A 14338-nucleotide genomic window follows, 5' to 3' on the forward strand; every position below is an offset into this window, starting at 1 on the left:
TCACGAAGCCGCCCAATCCGGAATCCAAAAACGCAAGAAAACCAGGACCTACCCACGGCTTTCTTGCAAAATCGAATACTTGCTCGCGTCAAATCACTGCGACAGATCAATCGCTTCCGAATTCTTCACGGGCGACTAATCCGGCCAGCGGGGTCGCAGTCAGCGTCTTTAAGAACCCAAGAAGCCATAGGAACGTTGACTTGTCGAATCCGAAAGGGCGGCCGAGATGTTGATAATCGCCAGCCACCTCCTGCGGATCGTGAGCAGCCGGCGAGGTCAGTCGGATTTCTAGCGATGCCCTCTCCCCGGCAATGCCTGAGAAGCCTACGCGCGGAATTGGCGTCAGAGCTAGTTTCGCTCAAATAGGCCAGAAAATGAAACATCTACCAAAAGGTTAACGCGCCCCGGCGCCGGCCCCCCGACTTGAGGCGGCCGCGAATCAGTCTTTGCGTTGCCGTGCCGCAGCTCCAATTGAACGTCTTGACAAAGCACGACTTTAGATTCCGTGACCGCCGAGTCGCGATATGATATGGTCTTCGTCATAGAGGCCAAGATGAACATTCAGGATGCTTGCGACTACATCATTGTGAGGCTTACGGAGGACGGCGGATTTCTGAACGTCCTGAAGTTGCACAAATTGCTTTACTACTGCCAGGCTTGGAGCCTGGCCTTTGGTCGTGGTCCGCTGTTTCCTCAAAACAGTTTTCAGGCCTGGGTTCATGGGCCCCTAAGCCGCGCCGTCTATGACCGGTTCGTTCAGACGAAGGCGATGTATTCGTCGGTCGGGCTTCCTGATGTCCGGCAAGGTTTTGATCCGATGGGCCTGACTGAGGCTGACCGCGCCTTTATCAACTCCGTGCTCGAGGTCTACGCCCCGCTTTCCGGCGACCAACTCGAGGAAATGACACACCGAGAAGAGCCGTGGATCGAGGCCCGTGCTGGAGTCTCGGCGTCATCAGCGACTTGGGTGAGCTCCTTGAAGCAACGATCGATAGCCTGACATAGAGTCGGAGTTACCCGGCCCGCAGGCCAGTGATCCGATACGTCCAGGAGCGCTTCGCCGCGGAGACAGGGGGGAGATTTTCAAAGCGTATCGCATACGAGCTGAAGGAACGTAACTGCTTGGGCGGGACTGAAACTGATGCCGAGGCGTCCTTCTGACCGACAACGCGACAAGTGGCTTCCCGACAGTCCGTGAGGATTACTTGGAAAAAGATGGTGGCCAAGGCGTCGTTGGTCGTTCGCTACAGTCCCGCTCAGGATAAGGTCTCCCATCCCGTAGCTGGCCGGCCCGAGCTTTACTTCGCTCAACGTGAGATCGGCCTCCTTGATCGCCGTAGCGGCAAAGTACTCTTGAGCTTGTGCGAGCGAGCTCGGCGCGGACCTCCTTGCCGGATTTCCAGCCTATGTTGTAACGCTTGGTCGTGGATCGAGCAGCTTCAAGAACAGCGATTGCGGCATCTGTGAAGCCGCCGCTGGTCCAGAGCTCGAAATGAACTTGAGACGAGTTGAGGCGCTCTTCTGCTTTTGTCGCCTTGTAGACCCTTCTGGACCAAGATCGGCGCGCGGCCTGGCAACAGGACGGCAAGGGCTTCAACATCCAGTTGAGCTGCCTGCCATTGAACGGCCGCCTCGTGGTTCGCGAACCCAAGGCCGACGCGGAGGCGGGGCAATGAGCCCAGCCGCCACGCGGGGCTACGACGTCGGCTTCAAAAGCTGGATGACATACGAAACCCTCGTGCTCGCCAGCAGCGAGCACGAGGCCATCGCCAAGGGCAAGGCCATTTACGGCCTCGCCGGCCTCGGCGATTTTTCGTTCAGCGATTGCGGCGAAGGACTGGCTCGCCTAGGTTCATGAGCCGGAGGCGCATTCATGAACGTCGTCCTCAAGCCGGGTACGCGTTGACGATAGATCTCCGACATATTCATCCGAAGTCGATGGCAGCAGCGCGACGCCTGCCGCATTCAGGCGGTTGCCTCAGCTTCCGGCAGCAGGAGCCAAGCTCAAGACGATTGCTCAGAAAACCGCCTCTGTGCAAGACCATGGGTCCCTGTACGCGCAATAAGAGGAAACCGCGCTGTGACACTCTCTCTTGACGGCGAAATTCGAGACGGACGGCATTACATGCAGGTCCGCGTCTATTTCGAAGATACCGATTCCGGCCAGATTGTTTATCACGCGAATTTTTTGCGTTTCATGGAACGTGGCAGAACGAATTACTTGCGCCTGCTCGGCACCAATCAGCAAGCGCTGCTCGAGGAAACGCGGAACGATGCGCCGGGCTTCGCCTTCGTTGTCCGTTCGATGACAATCGATTTTCTAAAACCGGCAGTCTTGGACGACCTGCTTGACATTGTCACGGTCCCGCAAGAGGTGAGAGGCGCGTCGATTGCCTTGCTGCAGGAGTGCAGGCGCGGGGGTGATCTCTTGGTCTCGGCGCGTGTACGGGTCGCGTTTATCTCAGGCGGAAAAGCGCAGCGCATCCCAAAGGCTCTGAGGCTTGCTATGGAAGAGCACAGATAAATCTGCCTTTCGTTCACGCTTTAACGCTCCAGCGACCCAATGAAATCAATGCGTTGGCCTTTTGTTGCGATATCGTCAAGTCAGAGTTCTCCGGCATCGTCTATCACGCCAATTATCTGCGCTTCATGGAACGGGGGCGGACCAATCATCTGCGGCTGATGGGCGCCGAGCAGCAGGCGCTGTTCGAGCAGCCCGCGACGGAGGACTCCGGCTTCGCCTTCGTGGTGCGCTCGATGCACCTGGATTTCCTCAAGCCCGCGCGGATGGACGACGTGCTCGACGTCGTGACCTGGCCAATCGCGGTGAAAGGCGCCTCCATCATGCTCGCACAGGAGGTCCGGCGCGGCGAGGACGTGCTGGTCAAGGCCGAAGTGCGCGTCGCCTTCATCAGCGGCGGCCGTGCCCAGCCGATCCCGAAGTCGATCCGCACGCTGATGAAGGCTGATCTGATTTCGTGATCGCCCGATTGGTGATGGCCACTCGACTCCGCCGGCTGCGGCGATAGATTTGCGGCCCCGACCAACCGATGAGGCCACCATGTCGCGTCCGCCGCTTCCCCCCTTTACCCGCGAGACCGCTGCGCAAAAGGCCCGCATGGCCGAGGACGCCTGGAATTCGCGCGATCCGGTACGTGTCTCGCTCGCCTATACCGAGGACAGCCGCTGGCGTAACCGCTCCGAGGTGTTCCAGGGCCGCGAGGCCATCGTCGCCTTCCTCACCCGCAAATGGGAGAAGGAGCACGACTACCGCCTGATCAAGGACCTCTGGGCCTTCGACGGCAACCGCATCGCGGTGCGCTTCCAGTACGAATGGCACGACGCGAGCGGCCAGTGGTATCGCTCCTACGGCAACGAGCAATGGGAGTTCGACGAGCACGGCCTGATGAAGCGGCGCGAGGCGTCGATCAACGACATCATGATTGCAGAGAAGGACCGCCGGTTTCATTGGCCCGCGCCGGGGCCGCGGCCGGCGGATGTGGCGGGGTTGGGGACGGATCCGTTCTGAGCCGCGCAAGCAACTCTCAATCCTCATGGTGAGGAGCCGCGAAGCGGCGTCTCGAACCAGGCAGGCCCTGCTGCTGCATCCGGGCCTTCATCCTTCGAGACGCGCGCGCGAGCGCGCTCCTCAGGATGTGGGGAGAGATTTGCGCGCCAGAAACCGCGTAATCGCCCCACCGAGCTTCGCGTTGTCCAGCGGCTGCGCCAGCGACGCGCGCGCCGTGGCGACGACGTCATCCGGCGCCTTGCCGTCGCGCAGCTCGCAGCACACTTGCGCGAACTCCACGTCGAACTCCGGATGCGGCTGCACGGTCAGCGTCGCGCCGTTGGCGTAGAGCAGGCCGGCATGCGGGGTGAACTCGGACGAGAGGATCGTCAGCGCGTCGGTCGGCGGCTCGACCACCTGGTCCTGATGTGAGGCGGCGATCGCGACCGCTTCGCCTTCGACGACGCCGTTCTCGGGCAGCACCTGATAGACGTGCCGGCCGATGCCCCAGCCTTTCTCCGACTTGCGCACGGTGCCGCCCAGGGCCTGCGCGATCAATTGATGGCCGAAGCACACGCCGACCATCGGCGTCTTGTTGGCGTAAGCCGTACGCACGAAATCTTCCAGCGACGCGATCCAGTCGAGCCCGTCATAGACGCCGGCGGCCGCGCCGGTGATCAGCACGGCTTCGAGCTTGCCTGGATCGGGAAGTGCATCGCCATTCGGGATGCTGATCACGTCGACCGTGGCCGTCGGATCCTCGGCGCGGACCATGCGCTCGAACATGTCGGGAAACGAGCCGTGCTGCTCGCGATATTCTTGCGGGACCTGCCCGGTCTCGATGATGGTGATGCGTGCCATGTGCCCCCAAGGTCAAAAGGACAAGGTCAAAGGTTGCGATGCTCAGTCGCTTTCTGCCCCATGTTGCTGGTGTGGCGCTGGGCCCTCCAGCAGCGCGCTCTGCTTCCGCACCTCGCTCAGAAAGGCCTTGGCGAGGCGTGATAGCGGCTCGGCTTCCGACCAGAGCATGTAGGCGACCGCATGGGTCGTCGGCGTGAACGGCCGGACGACGAGGCCATTGCCGCCGTTCTGCCGCGGCGAGAACGGATCGACCACCGCGGCACCGACGCCGGCGGCAGCGAGCACGCAGGCGGTGTTGCAGTAGCGCACCTCGACGGTCGGCCGGAATGGCGCGCCGGCCCGCGCAAAACTGTCGCGCACGGCCTCGCCGAGGCGTGTGCCGCGCTCGAGCCCGATGAAGGGCAGGCCGGACAGATCGGCGGCCGAGATCACGGGCCGGTCGGCGAGCGGATGCTGCGGCGGCAGCACGCAGACCATCTCGCCGGTGTGCACCACCTCGTGCGCGATGCCGGGATGATGCGTCAGCCCGAGCGCGAAGCCGAGCTCGGCGACACGGCTGAGCACGCCCTCGATGATGCCCTCGTAGCGCCGCACGTCGAAGAAGACGCGCGTCTCCGGGCGGCGGCGCAGGAAGCCCGACAGCGCGGACGGGATGATGCTGTAGGCAAGCGGCGGCGTCGCCACGATGGCGAGATGCCCGGACCGGTTCTCGCGCAGATCGCGCACGCGGTTCTCGAGTTTTGCGTGCAGCGCGAAGATCGCCTCGCTCTCCTTGTAGAGCGCCATCGCTTCGGCGGTCGGAAACAGCCGGTTGTTGACGCGCTCGAACAGCGCGAAACCCGCCTGCGCCTCCATGGTCTTCAGCGCATTGCTGACCGCGGGCTGCGACAGTGCCAGCTCATCCGCCGCCGCCACGGTGGTGCGGTGGCGGATGACGGCGCGCAGGATCTCGAGCTGACGCAGGTTCATATCACTGCCGATTATACTCAGGGCCAAAACATCATAGCAGAACGAATTGATTTTGCAGCCCCGCTTCCGCGTAATGGCGGCGGATTTGCACGTCGCATCAAGGGGTTCATTCGCCCATTGAGGCGGCACTGCGCACAGATTGGAGGCAATCTTGGTTCGTGTCCTTCGCGCCGCCGCCGCCCAGATGGGCCCGACGCAGAAAGCAGACTCGCGTGAGCATACGCTCTCGCGCATGCTCGCGCTGCTGGAGGAGGCCGCCGGCCGCGGCGCCAGCCTCGTGGTGTTCCCGGAGCTTGCCTTCACCACGTTCTTTCCGCGCTGGCTGCTGGAGGGCGAGGCGCTCGACCAATATTTCGAGCGCGGCATGCCCAACCCGGCGGTGGCCAAGCTGTTCGACCGCGCACGTGCGCTCCGTGTCGGTTTTTATGTCGGCTATGCCGAGCTGACGCCGGACGGCCGCCGCTACAATTGCGCCATCCTGGTCGATCGTGACGGCGAGATTCTCGGCCGCTATCGCAAGGTGCATCTGCCGGGCTCGGTCGAGCCGCGGCCGGGTGCGCGCTACCAGCAGCTGGAGAAGCGCTATTTCGAATATGGCGATCTCGGTTTTCCCGCCTTCCGGGCCGGTTCGGCCTGGGCCCACGCCATCATGGGCATGATGATCTGCAACGATCGCCGCTGGCCGGAATCCTGGCGCGTGCTCGGCCTGCAGGGCGTCGAGCTCGTCTGCATCGGCTACAATTCCGCTGCCTACGATCCGAATGGTGGCGCCACCGAAGACGGTGCCTTGCGCACCTTCCATTCGACGCTGGTGACGCAGGCCAATGCCTACATGAACGCGACCTGGGCGATCTCGGTGGCGAAGGCGGGCGAGGAGGACGGCTCCGGGCTGATCGGCGGCTCCTGCATCGTCGATCCCAATGGTCGCATCGTCGCGCAGGCCCAGACGCTGGCGGACGAGGTGGTCGTCGCCGACATCGATCTCGACCTCTGCCGCCAGGGCAAGGACAAGATGTTCAATTTCGCCGCCCACCGGCGTCCCGAGCAATACAGGGTGATCACCGAACGCGCCGGCGTCATCGAGCCGGCTGTTCTTGACGCGGATTGATCTCAAACGGCCGGTCGCGGCGTTGGCAAAGGAGCTGACATGACACGCCTCTCGCATTTTCTCAGCCTAGCAGCCTTGGCTGCCGTGACGTCGGCGCAGGCGGCCGAGCTTCCGGCGGAGATCAAGCAGGCGGGCGCGTTGAAGCTCACGGTCAACTCCACCTACGCGCCGATGGAATATCGCGACCCTGCGACCAACGAGCTGGTCGGGCTCGACATCGATCTTGCGAACGAGCTCGCCAAGCGGCTCGGCGGCCTCAAGATCGTCTGGAGCGAGACGCCGTTCGCCGAGTTGATCCCATCGCTCCAGACCAAGCGCGCCGATTTCATCATCTCCGGCATCTCGGACCGCGCCTCGCGGCGCGAGACCGCCGATTTCGTCGATTACCTCCAGACCGGCCCGCAGTTCTTCGTGATGGCGGACAGCGAGGCGAAGGCGGCGACCGATCTCTGCGGCAAGAAGGTCGGCACCACCCGCAGCACCAGCTTCCCGGTCGAGATCGAGAAGTGGAGCAAGCAGAATTGCGAGGCGGCCGGCAAGCCGGCGATCCAGTACGTGCCGGGCGAGAACTCGATCGACGTCCGCAACCAGCTCAAGCAGGGCCGCATCGACGCCGCCGTGCAGGGCAGCGAGACGCTGCCTTATGCGCAGACGCAAGAGCCCGGCAAATACCGCATTGTCGGTGAGGCCTTCGCCAAGGGTTATCAAGGCATCATGTTCCGCAAGGACGATGCGGCCCTGCGCGAGGTGGTGACCGAGAAGCTCACGGCGATGATCGCCGACGGCGCCTACAAGGCCGTTCTCGACAAATGGGGCCTTGGCGCGAACGCGGTCGCCCAGCCCATGCTGAACGCGGCGCCGCAATGAAGCCGGCGCCGGCACTCGCGGAGGGTTTCCCTGATTTGTCGGGGATGCGGATCGCGCGCGAGCCGCACTGGTTCCGCTGGCTCAGCGCGGCCCTGATCGTCCTCGTGCTGGCGGCGATCGTGCGCGCGTTTGCGAACGGTCAGATCGAATGGTCCTATGTCAGCCGCTTCCTGACCGTGAAGGTTATCCTCGAAGGCATCGTCAACACCATGGTGATGGCGGTGCTGGCGATGATGCTCGGCATCTTTCTCGGCATCGTTGTGGCGATCATGCGGCTGTCGCCCAACCCGGTTCTGAAGACGGTGGCCGCCGGCTACACCTGGCTGTTTCGCGGCACGCCGCTGATCCTGCAACTGCTGCTCTGGTTCAACCTCGCACTGGTGTTTCCGACCATCGGCATCCCGGGCCTGTGGAGCGCGCGCGCCGTCGACGTCATGACACCGTTCCTCGCCGCGCTGCTCGGGCTCGGCATCAACCAGGGCGCCTACACCTCCGAAGTGATGCGCGCCGGCATGCTGTCGGTCGACATCGGGCAATATGAGGCAGCGCAGGCGATCGGCATGGGGCGGCTGCGTGCGCTGCGCCGGATCGTCCTGCCGCAGGCGATGCGCGTGGTGATCCCGCCGCTCGGCAACGAGTTCATCGGCATGGTGAAGGCGACCTCGCTCGCGAGCGTCATCCAGTATCCGGAGCTGCTGCATAACGCCGAGAACATCTACTACGCGAATTCCCGCGTCATCGAGCTCTTGATCGTCGCCGGGCTCTGGTACCTGCTCGTGGTCTCGATCCTGACCCCGCTTCAGATGCTGCTCGAACGCCGTTTTGCACGCGGCACATTGCGGCTGGCGCGATGACAAAACCCCTCGTCGCGATCCGCTCCGTCAGCAAGAACTTTGGAGAGTTCCAGGCTCTCAGAAACGTCTCGCTCGACGTCTGGCCCGGCGAGGTGATGTGCTTGATCGGCGCCTCAGGCTCGGGCAAGACCACGCTGCTCCGTTGCATCAACCAGCTCGCCGCGATCGATGCCGGCGGCATCTGGCTCGACGGCGAGCTTTTGGGTGTGCGCGAGCAGGGCGGGCGGCTCCATCGGCTCACCGAACGGGAGATCGGGCGGCAGCGGCTGAAGACCGGCATGGTGTTCCAGCGCTTCAACCTGTTTCCGCACAAGACCGCGCTGGAGAATATCACCGAGGGCCCGACCCAGGTGCAGGGGCGTAAAGCCGACGAAGTGCGCACTGAGGCGCTCGAGCTGCTCCGCCGTGTCGGGCTTGCGGCCAAGGCGGACTCCTATCCCGCGCAGCTCTCCGGCGGCCAGCAGCAGCGCGTGGCGATCGCGCGGGCGCTCGCCATGAAGCCGATGCTGATGTTGTTCGACGAGCCGACCAGCGCGCTCGATCCCGAGCTCGTCGGCGAGGTGCTCGCGGTCATGAAGGAACTGGCGAAGAGCGGCATGACCATGATGGTGGTGACGCACGAGCTCGGCTTCGCGCGCGAGGTCGCCGACCGCGTCGTCTACATGGACCAGGGCGCGATCGTCGAGCAGGGCCGCGCCTCCGACGTGTTGGGTACGCCGCGCGAGGAGCGCACCAAGGCATTTCTTTCGGCGGTGATCTGATATTGGGGGTGTGGTGATGAAGAGGCTTTTGGTTACGGCGGCGTTCTTGGGCGCTATGACTGTTTCGGCGTTGGCGATCGAGCTGCCGCCTGACATCGCAAAGCGCGGCAGCCTCAAGGTGGCGCTGGTGCCGAACTATCCGCCGATGGAATTCCGCGATCCCGCCACCAGCGCGCTCACGGGCTTCGACATCGATCTCGGCGAGGCGCTCGGGCGCAAGCTCGGTGTGAAGATCGAATGGACCGAGACCAGCTTTGCCGAATTCATGCCGTCGATTTCGACGGGGCGGGTGGATGCCATCCTGTCCGGTTTCACCGACTATGCGAGCCGGCACGAGATCGCGTCCTTCGTCGATTATTTGCGCAGCGGCCCAAAATTCTTCGTGCAGCAGTCCCGCGCGTCCGAGTTCAAGGACATGGCTGCGCTCTGCGGCAAGAAGGTCGGCGCCAGCCGCCGGACCATGTTTCCGGCCGAGATCGACAAGTGGAGCCAGAAGAATTGCGGCAGCAATCCGATCCAGTTCGTCGGTACCGACGGCTCGGCCGATGCGCGCACGCAGCTCAGGCAGGGCCGTATCGACGCCGCCGTGCAGGGCAACGAGACGCTGCCCTATCTGATGGACCTCGAGCCCGGCACCTATGCGCCGGTCGGAGATCCCTTCGCGACGCAGTTCACGGGCATCGCGCTGCCGGTCAAGGAAAAGGCACTTCAGCAGGCCATTCTCGAGGCCGTCGATGCGCTGATCGCCGACGGTACGTATCGTACGCTGCTGGCGAAGTGGAAATTGAGCGACAACGCAATAGAGAAGGCGACCATCAATGCTGGACAGTAAGGCACTCAAGAGCATCCCGCTCGTTCCGGCCAACACCGCGGATCCCGCACCGGACTATCCCTGGCCGAAGCCATACAAGTCGGCGATGTTCCTGTCGTTCGACGTGGACGCGGAGAGCGCCTGGACCAGCAAGGACGCCGTGCACGCCCAGCGGCTCATCACCATGAGCTATGGCGGCTATGAGGCGCGCGTCGGCACGCCGAAACTTCTGGAGCTGCTCGACCAGCTCGATCTCAAGGCGACGTTCTTCGTCACGGGATGGTCGGTCGATGCGCATCCGGCGATGGCCGAATCGATCCTCAAGGCCGGCCACGAGATCGGCCATCACGGCTATCATCATCTGTTGCCCGATCCCGGCGATCCCTGGATCGAGGAGGAGCTGGAGCGTGGCTTCGAGGCGCTGAAGCGCCGGCTTGGCGTCAGGCCGACCGGCTATCGCGCGCCTTACGGCGAGTTCACCGAGGAGCTGCGCGTTGCGCTGGTGCGGCACGGCATCGTCTACACGTCCTCGTTCCGTGACGACGTCAGGCCCTATCGCCATCGTCTCGCCGACGGCAAGCCCGGCACGATCGAGCTGCCGGTGACCGCGAGCTATGACGACTGGATGCACGGCCTGTCCGCGCGCTTCAGCCCGCGCCCGATCTTCCCCAAGGAGCACGTGCTCTCGCTCTGGAAGGACGAGCTGGACGAGGTGCGCGACTGGGGCGCGATGGTGACGACGGTGCTGCATCCGCAATGCAGCGGCCGTCCGATGCGACTGCGCCTGCTGCGCGAGTTCCTGACCTACGCAAAGTCCTGCCCCGACGTCTGGATCACCACCGGTGAGAAGATCGCGGAAAACTTCCTGCGCCACGAAGCCGGCAGCCGCTGAGCCACGCCATGACCCGTCGCCGTATCCTCGTCATCAACCCCAACTCCTCGGCATCGGTGACGGCGGCGATCGACGACGCGGTGGCGCCGCTGCGGATCGTTGGCGGGCCTGACATCGAGGTGGTCGGCCTTGCCGAGGGCCCGCCCGGCATCAGCTCGCAGCGCGATGCCGACAGCGTGGTCATGCCGCTGGTCAATCGCGTCACGCGCGACGATGCGGATGCCTTCGTGCTCGCCTGCTTCAGCGATCCCGGCCTGCATGCGGCGCGTGAGGCGGCCGGTGGCCGCCCGGTGCTGGGTATCGCCGAATGCGGCATCTTTCGCGCGCTGATGCTGGGCGAACGTTTTGGCATCATCGCGCTGTCGCCGTCGAGCATCCGCCGCCAGCAGCGCATGGCGCGCGTGATGGGCGTCGACAGCCGCTATGCCGGAAGCTGGTCGGTCGGCGCGAGCGCGGCGGAGACGGCAGGCGCGGACATCCGCGGCCGCTTGATCGAGGCCGGGCGCGCGCTGGTTACGCAGTGCCGCGCCGATGTCGTGGTGATGGGCTGCGCCGGCATGGCCTCCCACCGCGCGGCAATCGCGGATGCGATCGGCGTGCCCGTGGTCGAGCCGGCGCAGCAGGCGGTGGCCGCTGCGATCGGCGCGGTCTTGTTGAACACGTAATGTCCTTCAGGAGCCCTTCGTAATGCCCATCTCCCGCCGTTCGCTCCTCAAGGCCGCCGCAGCTATGCCGGCGCTGTCGCTGCCAGGCATCGTCCGCGCCGAATCCCAGTCCACGCTGCGCTTCATTCCCGTCATCGATCTCGCCTTCGTCGATCCCATCTATTCGACCGCGCAGGTGTCGCGAAACCATGGCTTCATGGTCTACGACACGCTCTATGGCATGAGCTCCTCGCTCCAGGTCTCGCCGCAGATGCTGTCGGGCCATGTCATCTCCGGTGACGGGCTGCAATGGGATCTCACCTTGCGTGACGGCCTGTTCTGGCACGACGGCGAGCGCGTGCTCGCCCGCGATTGCGTCGCGAGCATCCGCCGCTGGGCGGCGCGCGACGGCTTTGGCGGCGAGTTGATGGAGGCGACCGCCGAGCTCTCGGCCGCCGATGACCGCACCATCCGCTTCCGTCTCAAGCGTCCGTTCCCGCTGCTGCCGCAGGCGCTCGGCAAGGCCGCGATCAACGCCTGCTTCATGATGCCGGAGCGGCTGGCGAGCCAGGATCCGTTCAAGCCGCTGACCGAGGTCATCGGCAGCGGCCCGTTCCGCTATCTCGCCGACGAGCGCGTGCAGGGCGCCCGCAATGCGTATGCCAAGTTCGAACGCTACCAGCCGCGCACCGACGGCAAGCCGGATTGGACGGCCGGCCCGAAGATCGTGCATTACGACCGCGTGATCTGGACCACGACGCCCGATGCCGGCACCGGCGTCGCCGCGCTCCAGACCGGCGAGCAGGACTGGCAGGAGACCACGCCGCACGACCTGTTGCCTATCATCAAGGCCGCCGGCGACATCGACACGCGCATCCTCGATCCCCGCGGCTATGCCTGCATGCTGCGCCTCAATCATCTCCAGCCGCCGTTCGACAATCCCGCCGTCCGCCGCGCGCTGCTGGGCGCGATCGACCAGTCTGCCTTCATGACGGCGGTCGCCGGCACCGATCCGGCCTTCCAGGTGTCGCCCATCGGCTATTTCGCTCCGGGCACGCCGATGGCGAGCGAGGTCGGTCTCGACGTCTTCCGCGGCCCGCGCGACTACGCCAAGGTGAAGGCGGATCTGAAGGCCGCTGGCTACAATGGCGAGAAGATCGTGCTGCTCGTCCCCACCAACTCGCTGGCGCAGAAGCCGCTCGGCGAGATCGCCGTGGACTCCTTGCGCAAGGCCGGCATGAACGTCGAATATGCCGGGCTTGATTTCGCCGTCGTGTTGCAGCGCCAGCTCAAGAAGGACCCGCTTCCGCAGGGTGGCTGGAGCGCGGCGGTCGGCAACTGGCAGGGCATCGACTGGCTCAATCCGGCCGGCAACACCAACATCCGCGGCGAAGGCAAAGTCGCCGGCTGGTACGCGAGCGAGAAGATGGGGGCCTTGCGCAGCCAGTGGCTGGCGGCCTCCGAGCTCGCCGAGCAGCAGCGCATCTGCCGCGAGATCCAGGCGGTGGCGTTCGAGGAAATCCCCTATATTCCGATCGGCCTGTACAAGCAGCCGACCGCCTATCGCAAGGCCATCACCGGCATTCTCGACGGCACCGCCGTGTTCTGGAACGTACGCCCCGCATGAGCACGATCGCAATCTTCGGCAGCTATGTGCTGTCACGGAAAGACGGCGCGCAGGATGTGCTGCGCGACCATTGGGTCCTGGTCGAAGGCAAGAAGATCGCCGCGGTCACGCGCGACAGGCCGCGCGCGGACGAGGTCTACGACAGGCCCGGCCGCTTCGTGCTGCCGGGCCTGTTGAACCTGCACAATCACTGCTTCTCTGAAGCCGTGGCGCGCAGCCACAGCGAGGACGGCACCGGTCGCAAGAACAATCAAAGCATCGTCTACACGGTGCTGCTGCCGCTCACCAAGCGCGGTGCGGATATCCTGTCGGCGGAAGAGCGCATGGCGGTCGCGCGGCTCGGCATCCTACAGCTCCTGAAAGGCGGTGCCACCACGGTGATGGAGCCGTTCCGCAATTCGATCCCCGAGATGTTCGACGCGGCGGAAGAGATGGGCATCCGCTTCTACGGCGCGCCCTATCTGTTCTCCACCTCCGACGCCAAGGCCGGTCCGGACGGTGTGGTTCAGTACTCCGGTGATGACGGCACCGCCGACATGGCGACGTGGGATGCGCTCTATCAGCGCTGGAACAATCGCGGCGACGGCCGAATCAGCCTCGCGATGAGCCCGCACGCCACCGACACCTGCGGCCCCGATCTGCTCAAGGCCTGCGCGGCGCGGGCGCGCGAACTCGGCGTGCCCATCACGACGCACATGGCGCAGAGCCGCGCCGAGGTCGAGACCATCGGCAAGCGCTATGGCGGCCGCACGCCGGCGCAATATCTGGATTGGCTCGGCCTGCTCGCGCCCGATCTGATGGCGGCGCATTGCATGTTCAGCACCGACGACGATCTCAAGCTGATGGCCGCGCGCGGCATGACCGTGCTGAATTGCCCGCGCGTGTTCGCGCGCGCCGGCGTCACCGCCGCATTCAGCCGCTTCGCCGAGCACGGCGTGCGCACCGTGGTCGGCACCGACGGCTACAACATGGATCTGCTCGGCGAACTCAATGCGGCCTCGCTGATCTCCAAGATCACGTCCCAGCGCGCCGATGTCGCCAATTCGCCGGAGTTGATCGAAGCGAACACGGCGGTCGCCGCCGACGTCATCAAGCGGCCGGACCTCGGCCGGATCGAGCCGGGCGCGACCGCCGACCTCACGGTGGTCGATCTCACCCATCCGCATCTCCAGCCGCTGTTCGACCCGCGCCGCGCGCTGATCGCGCTCGCCAACCGCGCCAATATCGACCAGGTCATGGTCGACGGCCGCGTGCTGGTTGATGGCGGCCGCTATCTCGGCGCCGACGAAGCGGCGATCACCGCCGCCGGCAGCGCTGCGATCGGCAAGATCTGGGACCTGCCGGAGGCGCAGGCGGCGTTCAACGGCTGAGAGGCTGCCGGTGCTACGAAGACGGTGCGCTCCCTCTCCCGCTTGCGGGAGAGGGCAGGGGAGAGG

General features: G+C 64.7%; 16 protein-coding genes. 14 read left to right on the top strand and 2 right to left on the bottom strand.

What is annotated here, in order from left to right; translation table 11 throughout:
* The first annotated feature begins 553 nt into the window (after nucleotides 1-553).
* The 5 genes from AB5K84_RS09750 (at nucleotide 554) to AB5K84_RS09770 (ending at nucleotide 3529) form a co-directional block, all read left to right on the top strand.
* A complete protein-coding gene (locus AB5K84_RS09750) occupies nucleotides 554-1000 on the top strand; it encodes a Panacea domain-containing protein (RefSeq protein WP_035665968.1) in 447 nt (148 codons plus the stop codon).
* 672 nt (nucleotides 1001-1672) lie between these two features.
* Nucleotides 1673-1858 carry a hypothetical protein gene (locus tag AB5K84_RS09755; RefSeq protein ID WP_018641664.1) on the top strand — a complete coding sequence of 62 codons (186 nt, stop codon included), beginning with the start codon at nucleotides 1673-1675 and terminating at the stop codon, nucleotides 1856-1858.
* A gap of 222 nt (nucleotides 1859-2080) precedes the next feature.
* Nucleotides 2081-2524: a tol-pal system-associated acyl-CoA thioesterase gene (gene ybgC, locus AB5K84_RS09760; RefSeq protein ID WP_011089947.1), complete on the top strand. Its 444-nt coding sequence runs from the start codon at nucleotides 2081-2083 to the stop codon at nucleotides 2522-2524.
* A 53-nt stretch (nucleotides 2525-2577) separates the two neighbouring features.
* Nucleotides 2578-2982 carry a YbgC/FadM family acyl-CoA thioesterase gene (locus tag AB5K84_RS09765; RefSeq protein ID WP_082901058.1) on the top strand — a complete coding sequence of 135 codons (405 nt, stop codon included), beginning with the start codon at nucleotides 2578-2580 and terminating at the stop codon, nucleotides 2980-2982.
* Nucleotides 2983-3061: 79 nt separating this feature from the next.
* The gene (locus tag AB5K84_RS09770) at nucleotides 3062-3529 is read left to right on the top strand and encodes a nuclear transport factor 2 family protein (RefSeq protein WP_011089945.1); all 468 of its coding nucleotides are present in this window, start codon (nucleotides 3062-3064) and stop codon (nucleotides 3527-3529) included.
* Nucleotides 3530-3649: 120 nt separating this feature from the next.
* On the opposite strand, the gene AB5K84_RS09775 is transcribed toward AB5K84_RS09770, so the two are convergent.
* Nucleotides 3650-4369 carry a type 1 glutamine amidotransferase gene (locus tag AB5K84_RS09775; protein WP_011089944.1) on the bottom strand — a complete coding sequence of 240 codons (720 nt, stop codon included), beginning with the start codon at nucleotides 4367-4369 and terminating at the stop codon, nucleotides 3650-3652.
* 42 nt (nucleotides 4370-4411) lie between these two features.
* Nucleotides 4412-5338, bottom strand: coding sequence for a LysR family transcriptional regulator (locus AB5K84_RS09780; RefSeq protein ID WP_011089943.1), 927 nt, complete (start codon nucleotides 5336-5338; stop codon nucleotides 4412-4414).
* A gap of 151 nt (nucleotides 5339-5489) precedes the next feature.
* On the opposite strand from AB5K84_RS09780, the gene AB5K84_RS09785 reads away from it, so the two are divergent.
* The 9 genes from AB5K84_RS09785 to AB5K84_RS09825 are packed head-to-tail and all read left to right on the top strand — an operon-like array spanning nucleotide 5490 to nucleotide 14272.
* Nucleotides 5490-6446 (top strand): N-carbamoyl-D-amino-acid hydrolase, encoded by a 957-nt coding sequence (locus AB5K84_RS09785; protein WP_074077758.1) that lies wholly within the window; start codon nucleotides 5490-5492, stop codon nucleotides 6444-6446.
* Nucleotides 6447-6485: 39 nt separating this feature from the next.
* Nucleotides 6486-7313, top strand: coding sequence for an ABC transporter substrate-binding protein (locus AB5K84_RS09790; RefSeq protein WP_011089941.1), 828 nt, complete (start codon nucleotides 6486-6488; stop codon nucleotides 7311-7313).
* Nucleotides 7310-8167: an amino acid ABC transporter permease gene (locus tag AB5K84_RS09795; protein ID WP_028172971.1), complete on the top strand. Its 858-nt coding sequence runs from the start codon at nucleotides 7310-7312 to the stop codon at nucleotides 8165-8167. The genes AB5K84_RS09790 and AB5K84_RS09795 overlap by 4 nt, the downstream gene beginning before the upstream one ends.
* Nucleotides 8164-8928 (top strand): amino acid ABC transporter ATP-binding protein, encoded by a 765-nt coding sequence (locus AB5K84_RS09800; protein ID WP_011089939.1) that lies wholly within the window; start codon nucleotides 8164-8166, stop codon nucleotides 8926-8928. The genes AB5K84_RS09795 and AB5K84_RS09800 overlap by 4 nt, the downstream gene beginning before the upstream one ends.
* Before the next feature lie 16 nt (nucleotides 8929-8944).
* Nucleotides 8945-9760: an ABC transporter substrate-binding protein gene (locus tag AB5K84_RS09805; protein ID WP_038965486.1), complete on the top strand. Its 816-nt coding sequence runs from the start codon at nucleotides 8945-8947 to the stop codon at nucleotides 9758-9760.
* Nucleotides 9747-10631 (top strand): polysaccharide deacetylase family protein, encoded by an 885-nt coding sequence (locus AB5K84_RS09810; RefSeq protein WP_011089937.1) that lies wholly within the window; start codon nucleotides 9747-9749, stop codon nucleotides 10629-10631. Before AB5K84_RS09805 ends, AB5K84_RS09810 begins: the two co-directional genes overlap by 14 nt.
* A gap of 8 nt (nucleotides 10632-10639) precedes the next feature.
* The gene (locus AB5K84_RS09815) at nucleotides 10640-11296 is read left to right on the top strand and encodes an aspartate/glutamate racemase family protein (protein ID WP_011089936.1); all 657 of its coding nucleotides are present in this window, start codon (nucleotides 10640-10642) and stop codon (nucleotides 11294-11296) included.
* A 22-nt stretch (nucleotides 11297-11318) separates the two neighbouring features.
* A complete protein-coding gene (locus tag AB5K84_RS09820) occupies nucleotides 11319-12902 on the top strand; it encodes an ABC transporter substrate-binding protein (RefSeq protein WP_011089935.1) in 1584 nt (527 codons plus the stop codon).
* Nucleotides 12899-14272 (top strand): amidohydrolase family protein, encoded by a 1374-nt coding sequence (locus tag AB5K84_RS09825; protein ID WP_011089934.1) that lies wholly within the window; start codon nucleotides 12899-12901, stop codon nucleotides 14270-14272. The genes AB5K84_RS09820 and AB5K84_RS09825 overlap by 4 nt, the downstream gene beginning before the upstream one ends.
* Nucleotides 14273-14338 lie beyond the last annotated feature (66 nt).

Origin of the sequence: Bradyrhizobium sp. 1200_D9_N1_1, from assembly GCF_052075915.1 — a bacterium.
Classification (GTDB): Bacteria; Pseudomonadota; Alphaproteobacteria; order Rhizobiales; family Xanthobacteraceae; genus Bradyrhizobium; species Bradyrhizobium diazoefficiens.

Bases quoted from the DNA above. Each gene is read 5' to 3' on its own strand.
- AB5K84_RS09750 (WP_035665968.1), top strand. From the start codon at position 554: ATGAACATTCAGGATGCTTGCGACTACATCATTGTGAGGCTTACGGAG.
- AB5K84_RS09755 (WP_018641664.1), top strand. From the start codon at position 1,673: ATGAGCCCAGCCGCCACGCGGGGCTACGACGTCGGCTTCAAAAGCTGG.
- AB5K84_RS09770 (WP_011089945.1), top strand. From the start codon at position 3,062: ATGTCGCGTCCGCCGCTTCCCCCCTTTACCCGCGAGACCGCTGCGCAA.
- AB5K84_RS09775 (WP_011089944.1), bottom strand. From the start codon at position 4,369: ATGGCACGCATCACCATCATCGAGACCGGGCAGGTCCCGCAAGAATAT.
- AB5K84_RS09780 (WP_011089943.1), bottom strand. From the start codon at position 5,338: ATGAACCTGCGTCAGCTCGAGATCCTGCGCGCCGTCATCCGCCACCGC.
- AB5K84_RS09790 (WP_011089941.1), top strand. From the start codon at position 6,486: ATGACACGCCTCTCGCATTTTCTCAGCCTAGCAGCCTTGGCTGCCGTG.
- AB5K84_RS09795 (WP_028172971.1), top strand. From the start codon at position 7,310: ATGAAGCCGGCGCCGGCACTCGCGGAGGGTTTCCCTGATTTGTCGGGG.
- AB5K84_RS09800 (WP_011089939.1), top strand. From the start codon at position 8,164: ATGACAAAACCCCTCGTCGCGATCCGCTCCGTCAGCAAGAACTTTGGA.
- AB5K84_RS09805 (WP_038965486.1), top strand. From the start codon at position 8,945: ATGAAGAGGCTTTTGGTTACGGCGGCGTTCTTGGGCGCTATGACTGTT.
- AB5K84_RS09810 (WP_011089937.1), top strand. From the start codon at position 9,747: ATGCTGGACAGTAAGGCACTCAAGAGCATCCCGCTCGTTCCGGCCAAC.
- AB5K84_RS09815 (WP_011089936.1), top strand. From the start codon at position 10,640: ATGACCCGTCGCCGTATCCTCGTCATCAACCCCAACTCCTCGGCATCG.
- AB5K84_RS09820 (WP_011089935.1), top strand. From the start codon at position 11,319: ATGCCCATCTCCCGCCGTTCGCTCCTCAAGGCCGCCGCAGCTATGCCG.
- AB5K84_RS09825 (WP_011089934.1), top strand. From the start codon at position 12,899: ATGAGCACGATCGCAATCTTCGGCAGCTATGTGCTGTCACGGAAAGAC.